Source organism: Desulfovibrio sp. TomC (assembly GCF_000801335.2).
Classification (GTDB): domain Bacteria; phylum Desulfobacterota; class Desulfovibrionia; order Desulfovibrionales; family Desulfovibrionaceae; genus Solidesulfovibrio.
In genome coordinates, this window is the sequence record NZ_JSEH01000002.1 from 288,722 (window position 1) to 313,434 (window position 24,713).

Below are 24,713 nucleotides of genomic sequence, written 5' to 3' on the forward strand. Positions count from 1 at the left end.
TAGGGCTATCAGCCCGAAATGAAAAGGGGAGCCGTAAAAACGAAAACCGGCCGCCTGGGGCGGCCGGTCGCATCCGTTGTCCGGGAGCGGCCCCGGACGAGGGCACGGCGGAAAAGCCGCCCCGGTCTAGAAGTTGACGTTTATGCCAAGCGTGCCGCCGAAGGCGTTGACGCCCTGTTCGCTGAACTGGCCGATGTGCAGGTACTTGACCGAACCTTTGAGGCTCAACTGCTGGCTCAGGGCATAGGTTGCGCCGAGTTCGCCGTTTTCGGTCACGCTGTTCTCAAAGCCGTTGTAGGGCACCTTGGCGTCGGCCCACAAGCCGCCAACACCCGCGCCGGCGAACATCGTGGCCTGGCTGGTGGCCACGAAATGCCAGCGGACGTTTAAGCCCGCGCCAATGCCGTTGGCCGGATCAGACTTGGTGCCAACGCCGTAGGCGGTTTCGAAGTGCTTGGTCTGGTCCACATAGACGCCCATGCCTTCGGCTTCCACGGCAAAGTTGTCGAGGACGTAGTAGTTGATCGCGCCGCCGTAGCTCATGATGGAATTGACGCGCGGGTTGGTGGTTCCGTAAGCGCTGAACCGGGGTTCGAAGTTGAAACTTCCGGCGGTGAAGTTCTGGGCCATGACCCATCCGGCCGTCGCGGCCAGGACCAGGCAGGCGGCGGAAAGGACAAACAGCATTTTTTTGAGTAACGCATCCATAGCCTTCTCCCTGTGTACCTTTTGGGGACTTTCTCGGAGGTTTACAATTGTTGTGCCAATAGTATTCGTCGAATTAATTCAATGATATCTGTAGGAAAGAAAAAAGACCCGGGCCGGGGAAGCCGAGCCGGGTCTTTGGAATGTTTCGTTTTATAAAAAAATTATACGACTCGTGGGGTTGCGCAGTGATTCAGGACCGTTTGCCCTGAACTTTTTCCCGCAGCCAGTCGTACCAAGCCCCGAGTCCCTCGCCGGTGCGGGCCGAGAGCGGAAAGAGGCTGATGTCGGCGTTGAGCGTGCGGGCGTGGCGGCCAGCTTTGTCCAAATCGAAGTCGACGTAGGGAAGCAGGTCGATTTTATTGAGCAGCATGGCGGCGGAAATATGGAACATGAGCGGATATTTTTCGGGTTTGTCGTCACCCTCGGCGACGCTTAAAAGCGTTACCTTGAAGTCTTCGCCGACATCGAACTCGGCCGGGCACACGAGGTTGCCGACGTTTTCGATAAAGAGAATGTCCAGCCCGGTCAGGTCAATGCTTTTGAGGGCTTCCTGGACTTGGGAGGCGGTCAGATGGCAGCCGCCCTCGGTGTTGATCTGTACGGCCTGGGCGCCGGTTGCGGCCACTCGGCGGGCATCATTGTCGGTTTGCAGGTCACCCTCAATCACGGCCATGCGCAGTTCGCCGCGAAGGTCGGTCAACGTGCGTTCGAGCACGGTGGTCTTGCCCGCGCCCGGGGAGCTCATGAGATTTAAAACGAGAATGCCCTTTTGCCCGAAAAACGTCTTGAGTTCAGCGGCAACATTGCTGTTGGCCTCCAGGATGTTGCGCACCACGGGGATTTGCATGGCCAGTCTCCGCTATTCGAGTTCGAGGTATTCGATATAGAGTTCGCGGCCGGACAGGACCGTATGGCCCAGTTCCTCACCGCAACCCGGGCAGGGGGCAAAGGCGGCCGAGGCCTGCTCGGGAGAAAACTCCCGCTGGCAGGTCCGACAGCGCAGCAGGACAGGGGTTTCTTCAATGACCAGTTGCGCCCCGGCCAGCCTCGTGTCGGTGGTCAGGACTTCAAAGGCCATGGACAGGGCTTCCGGCACCACGGCAGAGAGCCGGCCGTGTCGGATCTTGACCGTCACAAGGGTTTTTTTGTCGTGCTTGGCCATCTCGTCTTCGATGAGGGCGAGCAGACTTTGGGCAATGGAGAGTTCGTGCATGGCCGGTCACCTTTACGGCAAAACCCCGGCCACGTAAAGAAATCCCGGCCGGCCTACCGCCTAGTCAACGAAAAAAGGCGCCAGAGCGGCGGCCAGGAGCATAGCCGGCAGGAGATTGGATACCTTGATCTTGAGCAGCCCCAGCATGTTGATGCCAATGGCGATGATGAGCAGACCGCCCACGGCCGACAGTTGGGCCAGACGGGGCGGGGTGAAGGCCGCCTGGGTGGCCCCGGCAAACAGCGTCAGCCCGGTTTCGTACAGGGCGACCGGCAGAAAGGACAGGGCCACGCCGGCGCCGTAGGTGGTGGCCAGGATCATGGCCACACAGCCGTCGAGGATGGACTTGGTGAAAAGCAGGGTGTGGTCGTTTCGAAGGGCCTCGTCAAAGGAGCCGAGGATGGCCATGGTGCCGGAGCAAAAGATCACCGAGGCCGTGACCAGCCCATCGGTAAAAAGCGCGTTGTCCGAACGCAGCATGCCCTTTATGGCGTCGCCGGCTCGGGCGAACTGGCGTTCGAAGTCGAGGGCCTCGCCGACGACAGCCCCGACGAGCATGGAAACGACAACGAGGATGGGCGAGGTCATGGACATGGCCATCTTGATGCCGATGGCCAGGATGGACAGGCCCAGGGCCTGGAACATGATGGTGCGCACGCGGTCTGGAAACCGTCCGTGCAGGGTGAGGCCAAGGAGGCTGCCGGCAATGATGGCTGCGCCGTTGACGAGTGGTCCAAGCGGAAACATGGCAGCTCCTTTTTGCTCATGGGCAGGTGAGGGGCTATCAGGTTGGGCGATCCAGGACAAGGCATAAGGATATTGACGGGTGGGAGGATGTCGCGTAGTGTAACCAATCCGTGCCGGGATGGCGGAATTGGTAGACGCAGCGGACTCAAAATCCGCCGGTCGCAAGGCCTTGGGGGTTCGAGTCCCCCTCCCGGTACCAGAATAAAAACAGTGGGTTACTTGTCTGCGAACAGGCAGGAGTAGCCCATTTTGTTTTTTCGACGCCAGCCCAGCCCCGCTATCGCCCCGGTCGACTATCCGTTCCGACGTCTCCCGAATAGTCCGGTATTACCGCCACTTGGTCTTATCAAACACCCCGCGCTGGACGATCTCCCGGGTTTTATAGCCATCGAAATTGAAATCCCCGGGCAGATGCGTCCGGTTGGGCCGCCCCCGCTTCCCCAGACGGACGACTATAAGCAGCGCCAAGCCGGCCATGATCCACCCCAGCGCGGTCATGGCCGGCCTCCTTGGCGTAAATGGGCATGGCTCCCCCGGGTGATGCCCAGGGCAAGGCCTCGGGCGAAGGCCAAGGCAAGCGTCCGCGCCCCGGCGCCGTCACCGGAAACCGACACCCCGGGGTGTCCGCCCTGGCGGGCCGACTGTCGGCCGAAGCTCTCCAAAAGACCTTCGGCGGTGGGCAACATTTCCTGGTCAGGGTCCAAAAGTTCCAGGTCGATATGCCTGACGCCCCGCTCCAGCGCCCCCACCAGACAATCGCCGAGATTGGCTATGCCTGCTTCGCCAAGCACTCCTTCGATGCGGATGGCGCAGCGCTCCGGCCAGCGAACGGCCCAAATCGTGCTGCCTTCGGCCGGAGACAGATAGACGTCCAGGTCCGGATTGGCATCCGGTATGCTCGCCGCAACGTACCAGCGGTCGGGGCCAAGCGGGCGGACAAACAATCCGGGTGTGCCGGACGGCGTGAAGCGGCATTGCGTCCCGGCCAGGAAGCCGGGACGCCCATTGGTTAACCCGGCGGCATCGATTCCGGGGACAACTGTTTCAGGCTGCGACATAAACGACCTCCCTCCGGCTCCAGGCGGGCCGGAATACGGGACATCCTACGACGGGGCGGGCGTGGTGCAATCAGGCCGGCTCCTGAGATAATCCGGGATATCCTCCCGGGATTTTGGGATCGTCTCCCGAAATCCCGGGGGGCGGGCGGCCTGGTGCGGCCAGGGCTGACAAGGGCCTGGGAAAAGGCTATTGGTCCGACATCTTCAGGTGCCCTTACCGCCAAATTCGACACCAGCATGAACGCTCCTGCACCCCCCGATCCCCTTGCCGTCGTACGCGAAGCCGAACACGCCAAAACCGTGGCGGCGCTTTGTGAACGCATCAAGGAACTCGATTGTCTCTACGAGATCACGCGCCTGTCTCAGCGCCAGGATACCGCCCTGGACGACATCCTGGCCGGGGCATGCAGCGTGGCCGCCAGGGCCTGGCAGTATCCGGCCGTGACCTGCGTGCGGGTGACCATTGGCGGGCGCAACCGGGCTACAGCCAACTGGCGTCGACCCGTTGCCCGCCAGGAAAGCCCCATCCGTATTCAGGGCGAATCTGTCGGGCGTATCGAGGTGGGGTATCTGGACAAGTGCGCCGAGGCCGACGAGGGACCGTTTCTGCGCGAGGAACGCCATCTTCTCGACGCAGTGGCCGACCATCTTGGGCGCATCATCGAGGCCCGCAAAGCCGAGGAACAGGTGCTCCGCCTCTCCCGGGAACTTATCAGAGCCCAGGAAACCGAGCGCCAGCGCATCGCTCGGGAACTCCATGACGATGTGGCCCAGAATCTGTCCCTGGTCCGCCTATCCCTGGATCGGCTGGCTGTTGTGCCGGAGGCGGGCGTGAATCCGGGCTCGGACTGCCGGGACGCGATTCAGGAGAGTTCCGCTCGCCTGGGGGCGGCCATTGCCTCCCTGCGCAATCTGGCCAGCGACCTGCTCCCCCCGGCCCTTGACCGTCTGGGGCTGGCTGAGGCCGCCTCGAACCTCTGCCGCGAAACCGCTGTCCGCACCGGCTTGGTCGTGGAATTTTCCGCCGACGGGCTGGAGGTGGCACGGGTCGATTTTGAAACCGGGCTGAACCTGTATCGTGTGCTTCAGGAGGCCCTGGCTAATGCCTGCCGCCACAGCCGCTGTTCCCGGATTGTCGTTCGTCTGATTGCGTCCCATCCCCTGCTGCTGCTGCGTGTTGACGATGACGGCATGGGCTTTGAACCCGAGGTTCGACTGGCCGAGGCGCTGGGACAAAAGCGCATGGGCCTTTGGAGCATGGGGGAGCGGGTGCGCCTGCTCGGCGGCAGGTTGCGCATCCGGTCGCGGCCGGGGCAGGGGGTGCGGATCAAGGCCGAGATACCGCTTGGCCTGGGGGGAGCATGAGCGACAGCGTCAGGATTCTCATTGTCGACGATCATGGGCTGATGCGCCAGGGACTGACGGCGCTTTTGGTCGGCCATGCCCGGTATGCCGTGGTTGGGGAGGCGTCTGACGTGGCTTCGGCTGTAACGGCCGTCCGGGAATTGGCGCCGGATGTGCTGCTCCTTGATATCGGGCTGGGGCAGGGCAGCGGCGTCGAGGTTTTGAGTCGACTGGAAGGGGTGCATCCGCGTCCGAGAGTGCTTGTCGTCACCATGCACGTCCGCCTTGATCTCGTGGCCGAATGCTTCCGGACCGGGGCCATGGGGTATGTTGTCAAAGATTCGGCAGCATCAAGTCTGTTGGCCGGCATCGACGCGGTGATGCGCGGCGAACGCTACCTTGACGCGACTATTACGCCGCAGGTGCTCATGCGCCTGGACGAATACGCAGCCCGTCGGCCCCAGCCCCGTGACCCGGCCTATGAGGGGCTTACCCGGCGCGAACAGCAGATACTGCGCCTGTTGGCCGAGGGCAGAACTCCATCGGCCATCGCTGCAGAGCTGTTTGTATCCAAAAAAACCGTGGAAAATCATCGGGGCAATATTTTCGGCAAACTCGGCCTGACCAATCTGGCCGAACTGGTGCATTATGCTGTGCGCCTGGGCATTGTGGATCTGGATGACAATCCTGCCCAGTGAAGACGGCCGGGGCGCACCGAGGTTCGGCCTCCGTTCGAGGCTTGGTTATTTCCTAGTTCTCCGGTAGATTGGCGCGCGAACTCTGGAGGCGATATGTCTGATTCGGCAAAAGCCATGGTTCTGGGCTCATTTATCGGCGACGCATTGGCGCTTGGGCCACATTGGGAATATGACACGACAGCCTTGGCCCAGCGATTTGGGTCGGTGACCGGGTATATCGACCCGCCCGAAGACAGCTTGCATGCCGGGAAAAAAGCCGGCGAGCTGACCCATTACGGGGATCAGACTTTGGTGTTGCTCGACTCCCTGGCCGCCCGGGGCTGCTTTGACCTGGATGATTTCGCCGCCCGCTGGCAGCAGCTTTTTGCGACCTACGACGGCTACGTCGATGGCGCTACCCGCATGACGCTCAACATATTCAACTTCGGCGAAGGACCAGCCAATTCCGGCTCCAATTCCAGTGATCTGGCCGGGGCGGCCCGGGTTGCGCCATTGGTTTTCGCGTTGCACGGCGACTTGATCGCCCTGGTGGAAGCGTCCCGAGGGCAGACCAAAATGACCCACAATCATGCCCGGGTCATTGAAGCCGCTGAATTTTTTGCCCGCACCGCCTGGGCTGTCCTTGGCGGCAAAACTCCGGTAGCTGCTCTGGAACTGGCGGCCGAGGCCGGATACGCCAGCGCCCCCATCAGCCAGTGGCTGCGCCTGGGACTGGCCTCGGCCGGTCAGGAGACGGTGGAAGCCATTGCCGGCTTTGGCCAGACCTGCCACATCGACGAGGCCATGCCCGGTGTGATTCATCTCATTGCCAGATACCCCCGTGATCTGGCTTCCTGCCTGACCCAAAACGTCATGGCCGGCGGCGACAGCGCAGCCCGGGGGCTGTTGGCCGGCATGGTTGTCGGCGCGGCTGTCGGCATGGCCGGACTGCCCAAAGCCTGGGTCGGGGGACTGGCCGCCGGGAAAACCATTGCCGAAGATTTGCAGATCATTGCGGCACATTGACCCCGATACTTGGCGAACAGATTTTACAGCGTTCCAGGGTTGGGGTATAGAGCTTGCTGCATCGTGCCAAACCCGCCCGGCGCAGGTCCGGGCGCGACCGGTCGCTTTTGCCGGCGGCCAGGGGGGAGGACATGGAAGATTGCAAGGCGCATTTGCCGGAACTGGTGCAGTCGAGGATCGATGATCTGGTCAATGTCCAGGACGTCGACGGGGAACTGGCCGTTCATATGAAAGAACTTGAGGCCCGGATGGCGGCCCTGGAAGCCCTGGTTCGGGAAGAGGCCGGCGAGGAAGCCCGGCTCCTGGTTGAGGACATGGAGCGTCTTATCGACCGCATCCGCCGGGATTATGTGGCTATTGCCTACCGCCAGGGTGTTGTGGACGGAGCGGATTTTAAAAAGCTTGTGACCGGTCCGGGTGTTGCCGTCTCACTCTGATTGTTGTTTCCGAACAGCGAGATCTTGTTTCCCTTGTAAAAAAGTGGGCGAGAAGACGGCTGCAACGTCTCCCAGACGGTTTGGCGACGTTGTCACCGGGCGCATGGTCGGGCTGGCGATAGGATGAAGAGACATTATGGCTGACAAGGACATCAAGGACATTGCCCACTGCGTCTATATGATCGACCTCGTCTTGCGCGAGATCATGCATTCAGCAAGCATTACCAAAAAAGAGTTTGCAACCCAGTGCATCATTGACAGTTTCGTGACCATTCTGCGGGAGGAGGGCTATGCCGTCACCCCGGCCCGCCTCAAAAAAATGCTCGCCTACGCCCATTGATTCATGACGTGTTGCGTGGCACACCCGGTTGGCCGCCCCCTGTGCCCAAGGACCCTTGGGGCATCCGGCGGCTATGGTTGTGTGCGGCTTTTAACGAAAGCCGGTGAACGCGCCGGGAGGTGGACTGCCCGGCTCGTGCTCTGCCGTTTCCCACCCGGGATACCGCGCCGTTTGGGCTGCGGTCCTGGTGGTCAGGCAACCCCGGTCCCATCCCAGGAGTTCCCCTCGTGACCGAAACCGTCAAACCGGCCTGGAGACTCGGGCCGGCCCGTGAACCCCTTGATCGCGACGTTTCCAAACGCATTGATGTGTTGCGTATCATCCTCATCGGCCTGATTGTCTTGGCCCACGGCGCACGCGGCATCACCGTGCGCATCGCAGGCGAAACCGCCCCGGGCGCGGCGATCATGCTCGACATCTTAAACGGCCATGTGGATTTTGTGGCTGTGCCGCTGTTTTTCACCATCTCGGGCTTCTTGTTTTTGCGCAAGTTCGAATTGTCATTGGCTGCCTACGGCGAAATGCTGCAAAAGAAATTCGCTTCGGTGCTCGTGCCCTACATTCTGTTCAATGTCGGCTTGGTTGCCTGGTTTTACTGCGTCGGCAGTATTGAGATGCTGGGGTCATGGAACTTCGTCCTCAGCGAGGGACTTGTCGCCAAGACCCTCGGTCTGGGCACCACGCCGATCAACTATCCCCTCTGGTTTTTGCGCGATCTCCTTGTGGTTTTTCTTGTGTCGCCGATCTTCCTGGTCTTTTTCAAGGAAGCTCCCGGTGTTGGTCTGGTGACGTTTTTTTGCCTCTGGACCGGCCTGTCGGAAGGGCCGTATTCCTACGGCGGCGACATGTTCGCCTTTTATCTTGGCGGCTATCTGGCCCGGTGCCGCCTGCCCCTGGCCGGGGTCAGCTGGTGGCAGCGAGCCGGGACCTGGATCTTTTGCCTGCTGACCATCGTTCTGATCTGCTCTTCCTCACTGGGCCTGACTGACGAAGCTGTGCGCCAGTTTCTGTTCAAAGCCAATCTTGTCTTCGGCATCATTGCCTTTTGGAGGTTCTCGGCCATTGCCTGCATCCGCGACAGCAAGGTGCTTGCGCGCATGGGTCGACACAGTTTTTTTGTTTATCTGGCTCACGAGCCGACCATTTCCATGTTGCAGACGCGCTTGCTTGCCGTCTGGCGACCGGTTGGCAATGTCCAGCAGATTGTTTTTTATTTGGGCAGCGGCCTGACCACCATTGTCGGCCTGTGGCTCTTGGCGGAACTGCTTTCCAGATTCGCGCCTATGGTCTACAACTTTGCCACCGGGGCCAGAACGCGGCCAGGACGTGCCCCGGGTGCCCGAGTTCCGGCTGGCAGCAGTTGATTGCATTTCCTGTTTTACTGTAAAGCAGGACATTCAAGAGCCGCAAAATTCTGAGAGTGAAAAAGAATATTTCTGTTTTCAACGTGTTAGGAGACGTGGTATAAGGCATGATTCCTGCTTGCCGGGCAGGAGGGAGGACCAGCATTTATGCTGCGCATTCTGCTTGCCGAAGATGACGTCAACCATGCCACCCTGGCCCGCCAGACGCTGGAAGACGAAGGCCACTGCATCACCGCCGTTGCCGACGGAAAATTAGCCCTGGAAGCCGTTGTCCAGGAAACCTTCGACCTTGTCCTCCTTGATATGCGTCTGCCTGAACTTGACGGACGGGAGCTGATTGGCCGGATCAGAGCCGCCGACACCGCTGTCAGCCGTATCCCCATCGTGGTCGTTACGGGTTACGGCGTCAGGCAACACATGGATTTTTTTAAACATTCTGACGTTCGCCACTACCTCGCCAAGCCCTATGACTGCGACGAGCTGGCCTCGATTATCCGCAGTTACGACAGTCACTGACGTCAGCCGCGTTTTCTGCGGACCTTTCCGACCGGGTGAGTGGACTTTGCCGGGGTTTTTCCGTAGACCCCAGGCGGAGCAACGCCCGTATTGGGCGCAAAAAGCGAGGGAATCATGCTTCGCATCGAAGATTTGCACGTGAAAATCGGCGACCGGCAAGTCCTGGCCGGCATCAATCTGCATATCGCCGACAACGAAACCTTCATTCTTTTTGGTCCCAACGGCTCGGGCAAGACGACCTTGCTCATGACGCTCATGGGCTTTGGCAACTACGAAATAACCAAGGGCCGTATCCTGTTTCGCGGCCATGACATCACCCACGCCCCGATCTATGAGCGGGCGCGCCTGGGTATTGGCATGTCGTTCCAGCGGCCGCCCACCATCCATGGCCTCAAAACCCGCCAGATGGTGCGCATGTGCGCCCGCGACGCCGAAATCGACGTGGACGCCCTGGCCCGAAAGGTCAATATGGACGAGTTTTTGGAGCGCGATGTCAATGCCGGCTTTTCCGGCGGCGAGATCAAGCGCTCGGAACTGCTCCAGCTTATGGCCCAAAAGCCCTATCTCCTGCTGTTTGACGAGCCGGAATCCGGCGTCGACCTGGAAAACATGAAGCTCATCGGCCATACCGTGCGCGATGTGCTGACCGGCGGCATCGAACCCCGGCCCAATTCCAGCATGAAGCAGCAGCGGGTGCTCAAGCGTCCCGTCTCCGGGCTGATCATCACCCACACCGGCTATATTCTCGAGTATTTAAACGCCGACCGGGGGCAGGTGCTTTTCAACGGCCACCTGTGCTGCGAGGCCAATCCCCGCAACATCCTGGATCACATCAGCCAGTACGGCTACCAGGAATGCGTGCGCTGCCTCAACTAGCCAACGGGAGCCTGTCATGGAAAAGATTGATCTGAACGCCTTCCGGTTTAGCGGCTCGACGCTTGGCGAAATTCCGGATCTGCGCACCATGGATGCGGCGGACAAGGCCGAAATGCTCATGTCCGGCATTGATGTCGAAGAACGCGAACGGGCCGGCACCTATCTGCAGGTGGACCACGGCCGGGTCCACTGCAAGAGCCTGCAAAAAGGCGTCGAGGTCCTGGACATCAAGGAAGCCCTGGCCAAATACGACGGGCTGCCGGACTATTTCTGGACCCAGGTGGACAAGGACAAGGATGAGTTCACCCGGTCCGCGGCCGGCGACCTGCACGGCGGGTACTTCATCCGCACCCAGCAAGGAGCCAAGATCGCCGAACCGGTGCAGTCGTGCCTGTTTCTCAAAGGCGACATGATCGGTCAAAACGTCCACAACGTCATTATTGTGGCCGACGATTCCGAGCTGCACATCATCACCGGTTGCTCGGTGGCCCATGGCTCCAAGGGCGCGGCCCACCTCGGCATCACCGAAATCTTTGTCGGCAAGAACGCCAAGCTCACCTTCACCATGATCCACAACTGGGCCGAGTCCACGGTTGTGCGGCCGCGTACCGGCGGCGTGGTGGATGAGGGCGGGGTTTTTATCAATAATTACGTGCTGCTCAAGCCGGTCAAGGATCTGCAGTCCTATCCGGCCATCCGGCTCAACGGCAAGGGGGCGGTGGCCCGCTTTAATTCCGTCATTGTCGCGCCCAAGGGGTCCTATGTGGACACCGGCAGCCGCATCGAACTCAATGCGCCCGATACCAAGGGCGAGATCATCTCCCGCACCATTGCCTCGGGCGGCACCATCATCGCCCGTGGATTTATCGGCGGCAATGCCGTGCCGGCCAAGGGCCATCTGGAGTGCAAGGGCCTCATCCTTGGCGGCGGCGTTATTCATGCCATTCCGGAACTGCTGGGCTCGGTCGACGGGGTGGAGTTGTCCCACGAAGCCGCTGTCGGCAAGATCGCCCAGGAAGAGATCGAATACCTCATGGCCAGGGGCATGGACGAAGAGGAAGCCACCTCCACCATCGTGCGCGGCTTTCTCAACGTGGACATCATGGGCCTGCCCAAAGAACTGCAGGATGTCATCGAGGCGACCATCAGCGAGTCCGAAAAGGACATGTTTTAGCTCGGCCGCCTGAAAAAGCATGTTTTTCCGGTGGCTGGCGTGACGGCAAGGCTGTCGCTCTGCTGACGGCATAAAAAACGCCGGGACTCGCGCGAGTCCCGGCGTTTTTATGCCGTCCGGCGGTTGCCAAGAAACACAACCTGGGATAAGCCCAAAACCGGTCGGCAGTTCACCCAGGCGTCGCCGCCCCGAAAGGGGTGCTAAACCTGCCGCATTGTTTCATTCCGCACCGACACCTTATCCCGTGCCGCGTCGGAAGACGGCGACCACCGACATCCCTCCAAAGGACAGGCACGCTTGAAGGATAAGCGATGTCACGAGAGCCTTTTCCCTTTCAGGTAGATGACATAGCCACTCTGGCCAAGTCCTTGCGCGCTCGTCTGGTCGCGTCCGAGGAGACGCCGGGGCATGTGGAACTGCTCAACATTCTGGCCAAATCGGCCGGATGCCGCAATTTCCAGCACTTCCGGGCCAATGCCAAGGCCCGCGAACAGCTGGCCCAACTCCCGACCATGCCGCCGCCGTTGCAGGCGCCGGTTGATTTCGTGCGCGTCAAACGCCTTCTGCGCCACTTCGACCAAGCCGGTCGGCTCATCCGTTGGCCGGCCAAGCACAGCGAGCAGCAGCCGTGCCTGTGGCTCCTGTGGTCGCGGATTCCCGGGCGGCGCATCCTCAATGAGCGTGAGGTCAACGAGTCCTTAAATGCGCAGCACAGTTTCGGCGACCCGGCTTTGCTGCGTCGCCAGCTCTGCGACTCGGGCCTGCTGGTGCGGACCCCGGACTGTCGGGAGTACCGTCGGGTGGAAGGGCGGCCCACGCCGCTTGGGCTGGAACTGATCCGGCAGTTGGCCCGGTCGGGCGCGCCCCAGGCTTCCCCCGCTGCCGCGTCCTGATCCGCGACCGAGGCAAACGCCCGCATCCGGCTTTGGCTGGTGCGGGCGTTTGCCTTGGTACGGCTTGCCTGCCCGGCCTGGCCATGCCATGACGGGACATGGAGAAAACCAGTCTGACTTTCTGCCGGACCCTGGCGCTGCTGACGGGTATGTTCCTGTTGATCGGCCATGCCGCCCCGATGTCGTCCCGGGCCGCATCGGCCATTCCCCAGGAGGCGGTGACCGCTGATTTCCCGGAACGTGACCGTCTGCCCCAGTCGCCCCTGCCGCCAGAGGCGTGGTACGGCAATTCCGGCCTGGGCAGTTGGGGACCAAAGTCGGCCGCCTATCCGCCAGTGGCCGTCCCGGCCGGGTATGATGCCCTGGCCTGGAAGCGGGCGCGGGTGGCCGCCGTTGCCCGCCGGTATAGCGGGCTGGCCTATCGCCACCACCACATCCCGGCCTACGACCCGCCGGGCGAGGGGGCGGGGCTGGACTGCTCCAACTTCACCTCCTGGGTCTACAACTACGCCCTGGGGCTGCGCTTCACCTCGGCCATCACCGCCCAGGCCGATGGTCCCAAGGCTCCGGGCCGGCGGCTGGTCCCTGATGAACCCTGGAAAGTGGGTGATCTGCTTTTTATCACCAGCCGCGATGGTTCGCGGGTCTCCCATGTGGCCGTGTGGCTGGGCGACGGGCAGCTGATTGATTCCCACAAGACCGGTGTGGCCGTGCGACGCTATGCAGGCTGGTACCGGGACTGTCTGTCCCATGTCCGGCGGGTGATCGAGTAGTCCCAGGCGGAATCGGCCTGGTGCTGTGGCATTGTCGGTTGGGAACCCCTGTCCGGCGTCGGATCGGATGGCCGCAGGCAGCTTAGGCTTAGCGCTGGTGGGGCCGGGGCGGGGCGGTTTCCCCGGACGAACGGGCCGGGGGGAAGCCTGGCTTTTGGGGCGGGGCCTGGGGGTCCAGCTCCACGGCTCGGTTCAGGGCGGCGGTTTCGTTGGGGGTCAGCAGCCGGTATTGGCCGGGCGGCAGATCACCGAGAATAAGCGGCCCCTGGGCAATGCGCACCAGGGTAAGGACAGTGAGCCCAAGGTCGCGGCACATGCGTCGGATCTGCCGGTTGATTCCTTGGGTCAGCTCCATTTCCAGGACAAAACGGTCGTCGGACGGGCGACCGACCAATTCGGTCCGCACCGGGGCGAGCAACTCCCCTTCGGCCAGACGCATCCCGTTGCGCATGACGTCCAGGGCCTGGGGCGTCACCCGACCGCGTACCGCCACCTGATAGCGTTTGGGTACGTGCCAACGGGGATGGGCCAGCCGGAAGGCCAGTTCGCCGTCGGTGGTCAGCAGGAGCAGGCCTTCGGAATAGTAGTCAAGCCGGCCCACGGAAAAAAGCCGTCGGTCGCGCCAGGGTTCTGGCAGATGGTCAAAAACCGTTGGCCGGCCATCGGGGTCGTTGGCTGTGGTCACCACGCCGGCTTTCTTGTGGTGCATGACGGTCAGCGGCGCGGCGTCGGTCGCGGCCAGGACTACGGCAACGCCGTCCACAGCCAGGCTGTCTCGGGCGGGATCGATCTTCAATCCTTGCTCGGTGACGGTGGTCCCGTTGACCGTGACCCGACCAGCGGCAACGAGATCGTCGGCATGGCGGCGGGAACAAACCCCGGCGGCAGCCAGGGCCTTGTTGATGCGCAAGAGAGAAGCTGAGGCGCTCATACATTACACCGGAACCACAAGTTCAAAGCGTGTGCCGGTGTTGCCGGAGGATGTGAAGGTCACGTCCGCTCCCAGGCATTGCCGGGCGAAAAGACGCATGCTGTAGGTGCCAAATCCTCGCCCTTCGCCTTTGGTGGAATAGCCTTTTTCAAAAATGCGCATTCGGGTTTCCTCGGACAATGCAGCCGGGTTGTGCACCCAAAAAACGATGGTCCCCTCGATGGCGTCGCAGCCTACGGTCACGCATTCACCCGGAGCCGCGGCTTCCAGCGCATTTTTGATCATGTTGACCATGATGCGGTTGATGATGCGGGCGTCTGAGAAAAAAGTCCTGGCCGCCGTCTCGGGAGCAACGACCAGACGTCGTTTGCCGCTATGATTGAATGCCTGGCAATAGGCCGCAAGATAGGTCAGGACTTCATGGGTTTGTATCCAGGAAAAGGATTCCCGGTATTCCCTGGTCTCCACGGCCAGGAAATCGCGCTGGGTCTCAACGATATCCTGGATGTCGTCGATGGCCCGCCGCAGCAAATCCAGCTCGGCGGTATAGTCCGCAGGCAGGTCCAGGGCCATAATGTCGTGGATCCCTTTGATGCCGGTGACGGCATTGATGATATCGTGGAAAAAGATGCGTTCAAAGCCACGCAGGGCTTTTTCATGGGCGATGTCGAGAATGGAATTGATGATGAGCTGATGGCCTTCGATGACCATGGGCGCGGCCCACACTTGCAGATTGAGCGCTTCAAGGGTGGTGCTGGTGGTACGGTTGATGGAACATTCCTGCGTTCCACGGTCGCCCCCCAGGCTTTTTACGATGGCCTGGGCTGCGCCGCAGTATTGGCAAAACCGCGTGGTGCCGCAGCCTCCAGGCATATCGTCAGCGTGTTCACAGCCCAGGGCCTCGCCGATGCGAAGGCCGATGACCTCGTTTTCATCGGTCATGTTGGCCAGGGAAACGAAGCGGGCATTGGCATAGACGATCTGGCGGGTGTCATTGATGATGAGGATGGCCATTGGCATGAGCGACAGGGTGACGGCCGAAGGGGATCGGGCGATTTTCCTGGAGATGCGTTCGATGCTTTGGGGGTCGAGACGCTCGGCTGGTAAAAAAAAGGTGGAGGGCGTTTCGTCCGGCATTGCTGATTCCTGAAAACTGCTTCGGTCGTGGGGCGACCTGAAGGGTCGGGCTGCGCCCCGAAAGATGGACAACGGGCCGCTTGAACGACAACAGCCCGTATGCAAAGAGCCTGTTGTTAAATTTGGATAATCTTGTCTGCTACATCGAGGCTTGTGACCACATCGAGCATGTTGGTCGTCTGGCCAACCTCTTTCTTGTCCAAAATGCCGTAAAAGTCCAGGCAGGTGCCACAGACGAGAATCGACACTCCGGCATCAGACAGCGCCTTGAGTTTGTCCAGGGCCGGACTGCCGGTTACGGCCAAACGGACGCCGCCGTTGACCAGGACAATACGCCACAGGCGATCACCCATTTCCGGCAGAGTGCCCAGAAAGTTGACCATGAGTCTGGAACCAAGGGTCTCGTCGCCCCGGCCGATGGTGTCGGCGGTAATAAAGGCCACGGTTTTGCAGCCGCATTCGAACGGGTTGACCGAGGGTGCGGAGGCCGTGTCCGGGACAGTTCCCCCGGCAACAGCTGTCAGTATGGACAGGCCGTCCGGGGCCTCGGCGATGGTGACGTTGTAGCCGCGCATCCCGAGGAATCGGGCGACATTTTCCCGGGCCGCTTCATTATCGACGGTCACGGTCAGCGTCGCCGGGCTGTCTTTTTCGACGCATTCCTTGCAGCGAAGGACCGGACCGGGGCAGGCGAGGCCCCGGCAGTCAAGGGATTTATCCATGGCAAGCACTCCTTTCAATTTGCCCTACGGTAGACGACAAGCCCATACCCAGGTCAAATCGATAGATGTGATGCCAAGGTGGTCAAGGAATAGGTGGCACTGATGGCAACCTCAAAACGGGCTGGTAAAGCCAAATGTCTTGGCCAGCCATTCCATGTAGGTCCGGGCCGAAGGGCTGGCTTGCGCCCCGTTGAAGGCGACCCGGGCCAGATCTTCGGCCTGGGAGAGCATCCCGGCCATGCACAGGGTGTAGACCCGGGCCGGAGCGAGATTGCTCGGGTAGCCCAGCTCCTGGGCGCGCTTGAATTTGACTTCGGCTCGCAGATAGTTGCGATCGCCCAGGGCCTTGACCCCAAGTTGGAACTCGGTCTCGGCCGATGGCGGCATCCCGGCGGCCAGCGCCTTTTCCACGATTTCGACCTTTTTGGGGTCGGATTTCATGAGCCAAAGGGGCAACACGGTCAAATCCGTTCCCGAGAGCACATAGTTGACGGCAGGCAGCGGCGGCGGCGGCGGGATCATATTGTTGAGGAAGACGTTCATGATCTGCTGGGTCTCGAACCAGGCGTCTGCCTCGGCCTTGACCGGCGGCGGCAACAGCAGGTCGGCTTCGGCCGACTGGGCAAAGCGGTCACGCGAGGCCAGTGCGTCCATGAGGGTGTAGTGGGTGGCGACGTCGCGCTGCTGGACTTGCGGATTTTCCGGGTAGCCGGTCAGGCGTTTGGGATAGTTGTCGGTCAGCGGTTTGGCGTCGCCGAGGTAGTCGGCCAGGGCTTTTCCGTCGAGCATGAAAAGCGCGCCAAGCTGGGCCGGTTTTTCAAGAGCGATCTGGCGCAGGCCGTCGGCAGTGGGACCAGCCGTCCACAGGGTCGGGAAGTCAACCGCCGGCTTGGGGCCTTTGGGGTTTTTGACCCCCACCATCATCCAGTTGAAGTTGTCGCCCATCCACAGGGACGTATGTTCGAAGACCTCGCTAAACGCCTTGAGAATGGCCTTGGCGTCGCCAGGGGACAGCTCGAAGACCGGCAGCCAGTAGGTGACCATGCCGCCGTCGTTTAAGCGATCCCGCATGAGGGCGAAGTATTCGCGGGAGTAGAGGTTGACCACCCCGGCCATCATGGGCGGCGGCGGTTCGGCGGTAATGATGTCGAATTTCTTGCGCGTCGCCAGCAGGTAGAATCGGCCGTCCTCGACATGGGCCGAGACGCGGGGATCGTCCAGGGGATTGGCGCCGGGCTGGGGATAGACCACCTTGCTGCCGGCCAGGACGTCGCGGGAAATGTCCACGATGTCGATATGCTCCAGGCGCTTGTCCTCGACCAGGGCCGAGGCGGTCGAGCCGGTGCCGAAACAGATGAGCAGCGCGGATTTGGGATTGGGCAGCACGGCTTCGGGAAAATATCCGAAGAGTTTCATATAACGCCGCGCGCTACGGTCCGTGGAAGACATCGAATAGCCGTCGGTGACCAGCCGGTAATACAGCGGCTGGCCGAGATAATCCTTGCGCAAGTACTGCAGTGTGCCGGCCACGCCCTCAACGGTTTTGACCAGTGTTTCGCCGTCCTTGAGGAAGTCCAGGCAGGCCCGGTTCAGGTAATCCCGCATGGAGCCAAAGGGAAAAAGGGCCAGGAACAAGGCGAAAGCGGCTGCCGCTCCTTGAAGGAAACGGTTGGTTCGGAATGAGGGCCAGGGCGGCGTGTCGCCGGCACACAACACGGCCGGCAGGAGGTAGAGCAGGCACAGGAGAAACAGCGATTTCTCCATGCCGATGGCCGGGATCAGCACAAAACCGGCCAAAAGCGGCCCGGCCATGGCTCCCAGGGTGTTGGCCATGGCCACCAGCCCGGCGGAACGGGCCCGATCGCCCACTTCGCGGTGAAAGGCTTCGGCCAGGGTCGTAAAGAGGATGCCTGAGAAAAAGGCGGCCGGAAACATGAGCGTAACCGAGAGCAGGGCCACATAGCGCCAGTCCAGGGCCTGATAATCGGCGATGGACACTCCTGAAATCGCTTCAAAGAGCCGGAATGAGGCCAGTGCCGCCGCCGCCACCAACAAGGTCAGGGGGGCGGTAATGCGCCGTCCGTCCGCCTCCCGGCGCAGCCACCAGCCGGCGAACATGCCGCCCAGGCCGATCCCGGCCAAAATCACCGACAGCATGACGGCAAAGGCCAGACTGGTTGAGCGCACAAAGAGTTGTAAAAACCGGGTCCAGGCCACTTCCAGAGCCAGGAAACAGCCGCCGGCCAGGAATCCGGCGAGCAGGAGCCGTCTGGCCCGGCCGGTGAGCGGCGCGGGAACGGGAATGGCTGGAGCATCCTCGCGGATCGGTTCGTCCCGAAAGCGCGCGGCAATGGTCAAGGCGCCGACCGCCGCCAGCACATTGAGGCCGGCCGCAAACAGTCCGGTGCCGACCAGGCCAAGCGGCGCAATGAGCACGGCCTCGCCGAGCAGCGCCCCAAGACAGGCCCCCAGTGTGTTGACGCCGTAGAGGCGTCCAAGGGCCTTGCCGAATTCGCCGGGACGGCGGGCCAGGGCTTTGACCAGAAGGGGCAAGGTCACGCCCATGGCCGTAGCCGGCAGCAGAAAGAGCAGGAAGGAGAAGGCAAAGCGCAGGGCGTTGAGCAGCGGCGGCGTCTCCAGGGCCGGATGGAGCATGGCCCCAAGCCAGACCGAGAGCATGGGGAAGCAAACGACGAGCAGCGCGCCCCACAGGCCGACCAGCAGTTCCATGGCCGCGTAAAAGCGGACCGGATCGGTGACGTCGCGCCCAAACCGGGAGATCAGCGCATTGCCAAGGGCCAGTCCACCCATGAAGCTTGACAGCACCAGGGCACTGGCATGGATGCTGACGCCAAAGGTCAGCCCGGCCAGATGCAGCCACAAGGTTTCGAAAAGAAGCGCCGATGCTCCGGAAACCAGGAACACGGCAATAAGGACAAGACGGTCGCTGCGCGAGGCAGCGGGAGCAGGGGTCATGGCTGGCATACAGGGCCTCGGGGTGGACCGACGCCGGATCGGCAGGAGGAATGTCTCGGGCGTCGTCGCATGGGCATATGGCGGTCAAACCCCGATCTTGGGGCAGATATCATCCAGGACGCAGCTGTGGCAGCGGGGGGAGCGGGCTTTGCACACATCGCGTCCAAAAAGGACGAGCAGATGGTTGATCTCTCCATAACTGTCCCGCGCAAACAGCGGCATCAAATCTTTTTCAATGATGACCGGGTTTTCCGATGTCGTCAAGCCCATACGGTAAGCCAGACGGCGCACGTGGGTATCAACGGCAATGCCTTCGTGTATGCCCAGGGCATTGGACAACACGATGTTGGCGGTCTTGCGGGCGACTCCGGGCAGGGCGGTGAGTTCGGCCATGCTGGCCGGGATGTCGCCGCCGTGTCGGGTGACCAGGAGGTTGGCGGCGGCCACAAGGTTCTTGGCTTTTTGTCGGAAAAAACCGGTGGAGTGGACGACCATTTCGACTTCGGCGATCGCGGCCTGGGCCAGGGTCGTCGGATCAGGCCAGCGCCGGAAAAATTCGGGCGTGACCGTGTTGACCCGGGCGTCGGTGCACTGGGCGGCAAGCACGGTGGCCACAAGAAGTTCGTAGGCGTTGCGATGGACAAGGGCCGGCTCGGGGGCAGGGTACAGCGACCGAAGCCGGGTCTGAATCAGCCTAGCGCGAGCAGCCGCGTCCATCACCGGAGTCTCCGGATGGGCGCGGCTGCCGGCCAAGCAAGGAATGCCCAGGGAAATCCCATACGGGCTAAGGGATGAACACCACCGCCGAAATGGTCGTGGTCCACATACCCGTTTCACCGGTGGTGACGCAGGGCATGGAGGCGGAGTCGATGATTTTGCCGCTCATAAGGTAGGTCTGGCGACGTTCGTCGTAGGCCGTCTCGGGATCAAAGTCGATGCCAAGGGTGGTGGCCAGCATGGTGGAGGCCAGATCCTCGGCAAAGTCGCCGATCTCCTGCTCTTCAGAGCCAAAGCCGGTGTGCTCGGAGATATAGCCGTAGTTCGACTTGTCCGCTGGAAAGGCCATGCCCACGGCAGAGCCGACAAGGCGGTTTTTTTCGTCGGTAGCATTACGCGCCATGACGCAGAAGGTGATCTGCCCGGGGCTAAGCAGCTTGACGCCCTCTTCCGGGGTGAGCAACTGGCAATGGGGCGGGTAAATGCTCGACACGTAAACCAAGTTCAGCTTTTCAATGCCAGCCTCACGAAGCGCCAGCTCGAAAGACTGCAGCTTGTTTTTGTGGCGGCCGACGCCCTTGGTGAAAAACGCCTTGGTGGGAACGGAAGAGCCTGGAAGCATGGGCAGTCCTCTTTATGCACTCAGATTTGCCGCGAAAGCGGGCAATCCTCATAAGGGTTTTTTGCCGAGAAGTATAGGGCCTTTTTCGCCGGTCTGTTTGAGGGCTGCGGCTATTTCCGCCTCAGACCCCTTGAACTGGATATTGACCCGGAAAACCGGGGAGTTGCCGGATTTTCCCTCGACCACGGTGGCCGTCAGGCCCTTTTTGGCCAAGGCCTTGACCTGGGTTTGCGCCTGTTCCCGGCCTGGGAACGAGGCAACCTGATAGGTGGCAGTATAGCGCTGCGGCGCTTTCTTGTCGAAGGGTGTCTTGGGATCGACTTTGGCCGCTGTTTTGGCGTCCTCGGCGGCGGTTTTGGACGCCTGCCGGGTCGGGGACACGGCCGCAGCCGCCCCGGGCGCCGGGCGCACCTCGGTCTGGTCGTGGGGCTTTTGCGCCACCGCCTGTTTTTTGGTTTCAGCCGGAGTCTTGACTGGTGCGTCGGCCGCCTCGGCGCCCGGCTGGTTGTGGACTTCCTCCATAAACTGGAGGTCTTCGGGTTTAAGGACCGAGGGCGGAGCCTGGGGCGTAGTATTGTCCGGCATTTTGGCCTCGGTGGTCGGCATCATCTGGGCGATCTGCGGCACGGCCGCCTCGGGCCGGTAGCCCCGGCCGACCAGGATGCCGAGAATAAACACCCAGCACATGCCAAGAACCACCACAATGCCGACGGATATGACGCCGGACATGCTGATTTCGAAGGTGAACTTGCGTGGTCCGCCGTTGTCGCGGGACACGTTCAGTCTGCTCAAAAGCTTCATAGGCACAGTTCCTCGCCGAGAGAAAAGGGCTAAACGCGAGGCGATGTCAAGACGGTTACATGGTGTCCGGGGCACAGACGCCAAGCAGGTCAAGGCCGTTTCGCACCACCTGGGCCACGGCCTCAAGCAGGCGCAGCCGGGCCGCAGCGAGCCCTTCATCGCCGGCAGTCAGTACCGGATTTATGGTGTAGTAGCGGTGCAGCCGGGCCGCCAGATCGCGCAGGTAAAAGCTCACCAGATGCGGCGAGAAGGACCGGGCGGCAGCAGCCACGGTATCCGGGTATTGTTCAAGGAGCTTTAACAGTTCAATATCCTCGGTGGTGGTCAGGCACGACAGCAGTTCGGGACTGGCCTGCGGCACAGTCAGCCCGCGCTCGGCCGCCTTGGCAAAAAGCGAGCGCACCCGGGCATGGGCATACTGAACGTAGTAGACCGGGTTATCCATGGACTTTTCCTTGACGGCGTCAAGGTCGAAATCCAGGTGGCTGTCTGATTTGCGCGACAGGAACATGAAGCGGGCGGCATCGGCCCCGACTTCGGCCACCACATCGGCCAGGGTCTCGAACTTGCCGGCCCGGGTGGACATGGCGATCTGTTCGCCGCCTTTGAGGAGGTTGACGAGCTGGACCAGAATGACCTTGAGGCTTGCTTCGGGATCGCGGCCCAATGCGGCCACGCAGGCCTTCATGCGCGGCACGTAGCCATGGTGGTCGGCCCCCCAGATGTCCACCACCACATCAAAACCCCGGCGGAATTTGTCGGCGTGATATGCGATGTCCGAAGCGAAATAGGTCAGTTCCCCGCCGGATTTGACCAGCACCCGGTCCTTGTCGTCGCCAAAGGCGGTGGTGGCGAACCAGAAGGCCCCATCCTGGTCAAAGGCCAGCTTTTTGTCGCGCAACTCGGCAAAGGTGGCCTCGACGGCTCCGGCCTTAAGCAAATTCGATTCCGGGAACCAGACATCATGGTGGACCCGGAAATCCTCCAGATCCTTTTTGATGCCGGCCAGGATCTCCCGTTCGCCGTGCAGGCGGCACAGGTCGGCGGCCTCGTCTTCAGGCATGGTCAACAGGGTGCGGCCATGGGCGGCGACTAGCTCCCGGGCCAGATCCTTGATGTAGTCGCCCCGGTAGTAATCTTCAGGCTCGGCGACCGTTTCACCCAGCAGTTCCCGGCAGCGGTAGAGGATCGACTGGCCAAGGATGCGCATCTGCCGGCCGGCGTCGTTGATGTAGTACTCGGTCTCGACGGTGAAGCCGGCGGCCCGCAGCACCCGGGCCAGACAATCGCCTACGGCCGCGCCCCGTCCGTGGCCGATATGGAGCGGTCCGGTGGGGTTGGCCGAGACGAATTCCACCTGGATCTTGACGCCCTGGCCGATGGTCAGCAGGCCGTAGCCGGCTGCGGCGCGGATGATGTCCAGGACGGTTTCCTGCCAGACGGCCGGGGCGAAGGTCACATTGAGAAAACCCGGACCGGCCACGCCGACCTCGGCCAGCAGGGGATCGGCAGCGAGGGCCTGACGCAGGATCTCGGCCAGTTCGCGAGGCGGCTTCTTGGCGGCCTTGGACGCCATCATGGCCACGTTGGTGGCCAGATCGCCATGGGCCTTGTCCCGGGGCGGTTCGATGGTGGTCTTGGCCGGCCAGGGGATGCCATGGCTGGCCAGGGCGCTTTCGAGCAGCCCCCGTAAAATCTCGGTGGCGCGCATAGAATCAAATCTCCAGGGCGGCGGCGTCGGCAGGCGAGGCCACGGCCAGGGCGGTATAGGGTTCGTCGAATGCCTTCAGGTTGGCAGCCAAAAGCTTGGTCAGGACGCCTTTGGGACCAAGCTCGACATAGGTGCGCGCTCCGGCCTGCCACAAGGCGGCGACGGTGTCGATCCAGCGCACCTGGGAGGTCATCTGCCGACACATGAGGTCCAGGGCCTTGGCTTCATCGGGCTCGGGCGCACCGGTGACGTTGTGAAAAACCGGGGCCACGGACGGGGCGCGAAGCCCGCTGCGGCGAAGGACTTTTTCCAGTTCGGCAGCCGGTTCGGCCATAAGCGGGCTGTGAAAAGCGCCGCTGACGGCCAGGGGCACGGCCCGGCCCTTGCGCTCCTTGACCAGGACGCCGGCGGCCTCGACGGCCGGGGCAGCGCCGGAGATCACGAACTGGCCCGGGGAGTTGTAGTTGGCGATAAGGAGCACCTGGCCGCTCGACTCGGCCGCCGTGCGCACGACATCCTCGATGTCGTCCAGGGACAGCTTCAGCACCGCGGCCATCTTGCCGTCGCCGCCGTCAGCCTCGGCCATGAGCCGGCCGCGAAGACTGGTCAGTTCAAAAACAGCCGGGACTTCGAGCATTCCAGAAGCGGCCAGGGCGGCATATTCCCCCAAGCTGTGGCCGGCAAACCCCACGATGGGGGACAGTTTCGATTTGAGATGAAACCACAGGCCGAGCGTCACGGCGGTCATGGCCGGCTGCAAGGCGCGCGTGTCGGCCATGGCCGATTCATCGCCTTCCCAGTAGATTTCCCGAAGCGGCAGGCCGGAAGCCTTTTCCGCCAGGAGCCACAGTTCGGCCGCTTCGGCCGACGTCTCGGCCAGGGTACGGCCCATGCCTTTTTCCTGGGAACCCTGGCCGGGGAAAAGGACAGCCAGACGGTTTTGGGTTGCGCTCACGTTCGAGTCTCCTTAGAGCTTTTCGCGTCATTTCGGCCGCGATTGGTAGAGCAACGGGCTCAAATGTGCAATGGTCAATTTAGACAGGGAGGAGCGGATGAGGCAAGGACTAACGGGACCGGACGCTCCGGCTGTTCGGCGTGAGGCGGCCCGGCTGGGCCGGGAGCTTCTTCCGGAGCAGGCCGGGTTGCTCGCGGGCTATCTGGCGCTGCTTGGCCGCTGGAGCAGCAAAGTCAATCTGGTCGGGCCGTCGCAGTGGCAGGACGTCCTGGAAACCCTGGTGGCCGATTCCTGGCATGTGGCCGATTTTCTTGCCGGGCCGGGGGCGGGTATCCTGCCCATGGCGGGCCAGACCCTGCTGACGCTGGATTTCGGGGCCGGGGCCGGCTTGCCGGGCATCCCCTTGCGGGCTTTTTGGAACCGCGGCGACTATGTCCTGCTTGAGGCCAGACAAAAGCGTTCCGTTTTTCTGGGCGAGGCCGTGGCCCGGTTGGGCCTTGCCGGCATGAGCGTGGCCGAGGGACGGGTGGAGGCCACGGCGCCGCCGATTCTGGCTGCCCGGCCCGAGGCCTTTGTTCTGTGCATCAGCCGCGCCTTTGCCCCGTGGCCCCAGTTTCTGGGCATCTGCCGCGGGCTGGTGCGCCGGCCCATGGCTGTTTTGACCATGACCGGCTCGCCGACGCCGGCAACGGAAACGCCGCCGGAGTTTGCCGTGGCGGCCACGGGCAGCTATGCCGTCGCCGGCAAACCCCGCTATATGTCGCTGTTTACGCCCTCGGCCGCTTCCATATAGGCGTCCTTGAAGATGAGGCGGGTGGCTGTGGCGTCGGCGACCTCGGCCAGATCCATGAGCGCTTCCAGAAAATCCAGGATTTCGCCTTTGTCGGCTTCGGCGGCGTTTTCAAAGTCAAAGGCCAAGTCGCCGGATTCGAAATACTGGCGTAGTTTGGTCAGATAGTTCGCATCAATAAGGGGCAGAGGCATAGCTGGTACCG

28 protein-coding genes and 1 tRNA gene are annotated in these 24,713 nt (G+C 61.9%); 13 read left to right on the forward strand and 16 right to left on the reverse strand.

What is annotated here, in order from left to right:
- Positions 1-126: 126 nt before the first annotated feature.
- The 4 genes from NY78_RS02970 to NY78_RS02985 form a co-directional block, all read right to left on the reverse strand.
- The gene (locus tag NY78_RS02970; protein WP_043631440.1) at positions 127-708 is read right to left on the reverse strand and encodes an outer membrane beta-barrel protein; all 582 of its coding nucleotides are present in this window, start codon (positions 706-708) and stop codon (positions 127-129) included.
- A 190-nt stretch (positions 709-898) separates the two neighbouring features.
- The gene (hypB, locus tag NY78_RS02975; protein ID WP_043631443.1) at positions 899-1,555 is read right to left on the reverse strand and encodes a hydrogenase nickel incorporation protein HypB; all 657 of its coding nucleotides are present in this window, start codon (positions 1,553-1,555) and stop codon (positions 899-901) included.
- 12 nt (positions 1,556-1,567) lie between these two features.
- On the reverse strand, positions 1,568-1,921 hold the full coding sequence (gene hypA / locus NY78_RS02980; protein ID WP_043631446.1) for a hydrogenase maturation nickel metallochaperone HypA: 354 nt from the start codon (positions 1,919-1,921) through the stop codon (positions 1,568-1,570).
- 60 nt (positions 1,922-1,981) lie between these two features.
- On the reverse strand, positions 1,982-2,668 hold the full coding sequence (locus NY78_RS02985; protein WP_043631449.1) for a DUF554 domain-containing protein: 687 nt from the start codon (positions 2,666-2,668) through the stop codon (positions 1,982-1,984).
- Between the two features lie 112 nt (positions 2,669-2,780).
- Between NY78_RS02985 and NY78_RS02990 the strand changes: the two genes are divergently transcribed.
- Positions 2,781-2,867, forward strand: a tRNA-Leu gene (locus NY78_RS02990).
- 128 nt (positions 2,868-2,995) lie between these two features.
- On the opposite strand, the gene NY78_RS25170 is transcribed toward NY78_RS02990, so the two are convergent.
- Together NY78_RS25170 and NY78_RS02995 are read right to left on the reverse strand one after the other, a co-directional pair.
- A complete protein-coding gene (locus tag NY78_RS25170) occupies positions 2,996-3,166 on the reverse strand; it encodes a hypothetical protein (protein WP_197084196.1) in 171 nt (56 codons plus the stop codon).
- Complete coding sequence (locus NY78_RS02995; protein WP_053062122.1) at positions 3,163-3,726, reverse strand: hypothetical protein; 564 nt, start codon at positions 3,724-3,726, stop codon at positions 3,163-3,165. Before NY78_RS02995 ends, NY78_RS25170 begins: the two co-directional genes overlap by 4 nt.
- A gap of 237 nt (positions 3,727-3,963) precedes the next feature.
- Between NY78_RS02995 and NY78_RS03000 the strand changes: the two genes are divergently transcribed.
- The 11 genes from NY78_RS03000 (at position 3,964) to NY78_RS03050 (ending at position 13,146) form a co-directional block, all read left to right on the forward strand.
- Positions 3,964-5,091 carry a sensor histidine kinase gene (locus tag NY78_RS03000; protein WP_043631451.1) on the forward strand — a complete coding sequence of 376 codons (1,128 nt, stop codon included), beginning with the start codon at positions 3,964-3,966 and terminating at the stop codon, positions 5,089-5,091.
- Positions 5,088-5,768, forward strand: a complete 681-nt coding sequence (locus NY78_RS03005; RefSeq protein WP_043631454.1) for a response regulator — start codon at positions 5,088-5,090, stop codon at positions 5,766-5,768. The genes NY78_RS03000 and NY78_RS03005 overlap by 4 nt, the downstream gene beginning before the upstream one ends.
- Before the next feature lie 93 nt (positions 5,769-5,861).
- Positions 5,862-6,773: an ADP-ribosylglycohydrolase family protein gene (locus NY78_RS03010; RefSeq protein WP_043631455.1), complete on the forward strand. Its 912-nt coding sequence runs from the start codon at positions 5,862-5,864 to the stop codon at positions 6,771-6,773.
- Between the two features lie 131 nt (positions 6,774-6,904).
- Complete coding sequence (locus tag NY78_RS03015; protein WP_043631458.1) at positions 6,905-7,210, forward strand: hypothetical protein; 306 nt, start codon at positions 6,905-6,907, stop codon at positions 7,208-7,210.
- Between the two features lie 136 nt (positions 7,211-7,346).
- Positions 7,347-7,550: a hypothetical protein gene (locus NY78_RS03020; protein WP_043631461.1), complete on the forward strand. Its 204-nt coding sequence runs from the start codon at positions 7,347-7,349 to the stop codon at positions 7,548-7,550.
- A 227-nt stretch (positions 7,551-7,777) separates the two neighbouring features.
- Positions 7,778-8,914 (forward strand): acyltransferase family protein, encoded by a 1,137-nt coding sequence (locus tag NY78_RS03025; RefSeq protein ID WP_043631464.1) that lies wholly within the window; start codon positions 7,778-7,780, stop codon positions 8,912-8,914.
- 147 nt (positions 8,915-9,061) lie between these two features.
- Positions 9,062-9,430, forward strand: coding sequence for a response regulator (locus NY78_RS03030; protein ID WP_043631466.1), 369 nt, complete (start codon positions 9,062-9,064; stop codon positions 9,428-9,430).
- Positions 9,431-9,544: 114 nt separating this feature from the next.
- A complete protein-coding gene (locus NY78_RS03035; protein WP_043631468.1) occupies positions 9,545-10,306 on the forward strand; it encodes an ABC transporter ATP-binding protein in 762 nt (253 codons plus the stop codon).
- A 16-nt stretch (positions 10,307-10,322) separates the two neighbouring features.
- Positions 10,323-11,480 (forward strand): SufB/SufD family protein, encoded by a 1,158-nt coding sequence (locus NY78_RS03040; protein ID WP_043631471.1) that lies wholly within the window; start codon positions 10,323-10,325, stop codon positions 11,478-11,480.
- Positions 11,481-11,791: 311 nt separating this feature from the next.
- Entirely contained in the window at positions 11,792-12,373 is a 582-nt protein-coding gene (locus tag NY78_RS03045; protein ID WP_043631474.1) for a DUF2087 domain-containing protein, read from the forward strand.
- A 98-nt stretch (positions 12,374-12,471) separates the two neighbouring features.
- Positions 12,472-13,146, forward strand: a complete 675-nt coding sequence (locus NY78_RS03050) for an NlpC/P60 family protein (RefSeq protein ID WP_082139870.1) — start codon at positions 12,472-12,474, stop codon at positions 13,144-13,146.
- 88 nt (positions 13,147-13,234) lie between these two features.
- Here NY78_RS03050 and NY78_RS03055 read toward each other — a convergent pair whose 3' ends face one another.
- The 9 genes from NY78_RS03055 to NY78_RS03095 form a co-directional block, all read right to left on the reverse strand.
- Complete coding sequence (locus tag NY78_RS03055; RefSeq protein WP_197084197.1) at positions 13,235-14,077, reverse strand: pseudouridine synthase; 843 nt, start codon at positions 14,075-14,077, stop codon at positions 13,235-13,237.
- A 3-nt stretch (positions 14,078-14,080) separates the two neighbouring features.
- On the reverse strand, positions 14,081-15,214 hold the full coding sequence (locus NY78_RS03060) for a sensor histidine kinase (protein WP_043631477.1): 1,134 nt from the start codon (positions 15,212-15,214) through the stop codon (positions 14,081-14,083).
- Between the two features lie 116 nt (positions 15,215-15,330).
- Positions 15,331-15,936: a sulfurtransferase-like selenium metabolism protein YedF gene (gene yedF, locus NY78_RS03065; protein WP_043631480.1), complete on the reverse strand. Its 606-nt coding sequence runs from the start codon at positions 15,934-15,936 to the stop codon at positions 15,331-15,333.
- 111 nt (positions 15,937-16,047) lie between these two features.
- Positions 16,048-18,921: a fused MFS/spermidine synthase gene (locus tag NY78_RS03070; RefSeq protein ID WP_043631483.1), complete on the reverse strand. Its 2,874-nt coding sequence runs from the start codon at positions 18,919-18,921 to the stop codon at positions 16,048-16,050.
- Positions 18,922-18,996: 75 nt separating this feature from the next.
- Positions 18,997-19,629, reverse strand: coding sequence for an endonuclease III (gene nth, locus NY78_RS03075; RefSeq protein WP_043631485.1), 633 nt, complete (start codon positions 19,627-19,629; stop codon positions 18,997-18,999).
- Positions 19,630-19,696: 67 nt separating this feature from the next.
- Positions 19,697-20,251: a pyruvoyl-dependent arginine decarboxylase gene (locus NY78_RS03080; RefSeq protein ID WP_043631488.1), complete on the reverse strand. Its 555-nt coding sequence runs from the start codon at positions 20,249-20,251 to the stop codon at positions 19,697-19,699.
- 48 nt (positions 20,252-20,299) lie between these two features.
- Positions 20,300-21,052 (reverse strand): SPOR domain-containing protein, encoded by a 753-nt coding sequence (locus NY78_RS03085; protein ID WP_043631491.1) that lies wholly within the window; start codon positions 21,050-21,052, stop codon positions 20,300-20,302.
- A 55-nt stretch (positions 21,053-21,107) separates the two neighbouring features.
- Positions 21,108-22,763, reverse strand: coding sequence for an arginine--tRNA ligase (gene argS / locus NY78_RS03090; RefSeq protein ID WP_043631494.1), 1,656 nt, complete (start codon positions 22,761-22,763; stop codon positions 21,108-21,110).
- Between the two features lie 4 nt (positions 22,764-22,767).
- The gene (locus tag NY78_RS03095) at positions 22,768-23,718 is read right to left on the reverse strand and encodes an ACP S-malonyltransferase (RefSeq protein WP_043631496.1); all 951 of its coding nucleotides are present in this window, start codon (positions 23,716-23,718) and stop codon (positions 22,768-22,770) included.
- A 97-nt stretch (positions 23,719-23,815) separates the two neighbouring features.
- Between NY78_RS03095 and NY78_RS03100 the strand changes: the two genes are divergently transcribed.
- The gene (locus NY78_RS03100; RefSeq protein ID WP_043631499.1) at positions 23,816-24,511 is read left to right on the forward strand and encodes a 16S rRNA (guanine(527)-N(7))-methyltransferase RsmG; all 696 of its coding nucleotides are present in this window, start codon (positions 23,816-23,818) and stop codon (positions 24,509-24,511) included.
- Here NY78_RS03100 and NY78_RS03105 read toward each other — a convergent pair.
- Positions 24,472-24,702, reverse strand: coding sequence for a hypothetical protein (locus NY78_RS03105; protein WP_043631502.1), 231 nt, complete (start codon positions 24,700-24,702; stop codon positions 24,472-24,474). The two genes, NY78_RS03100 and NY78_RS03105, sit on opposite strands and share 40 nt — an antisense overlap.
- Positions 24,703-24,713 lie beyond the last annotated feature (11 nt).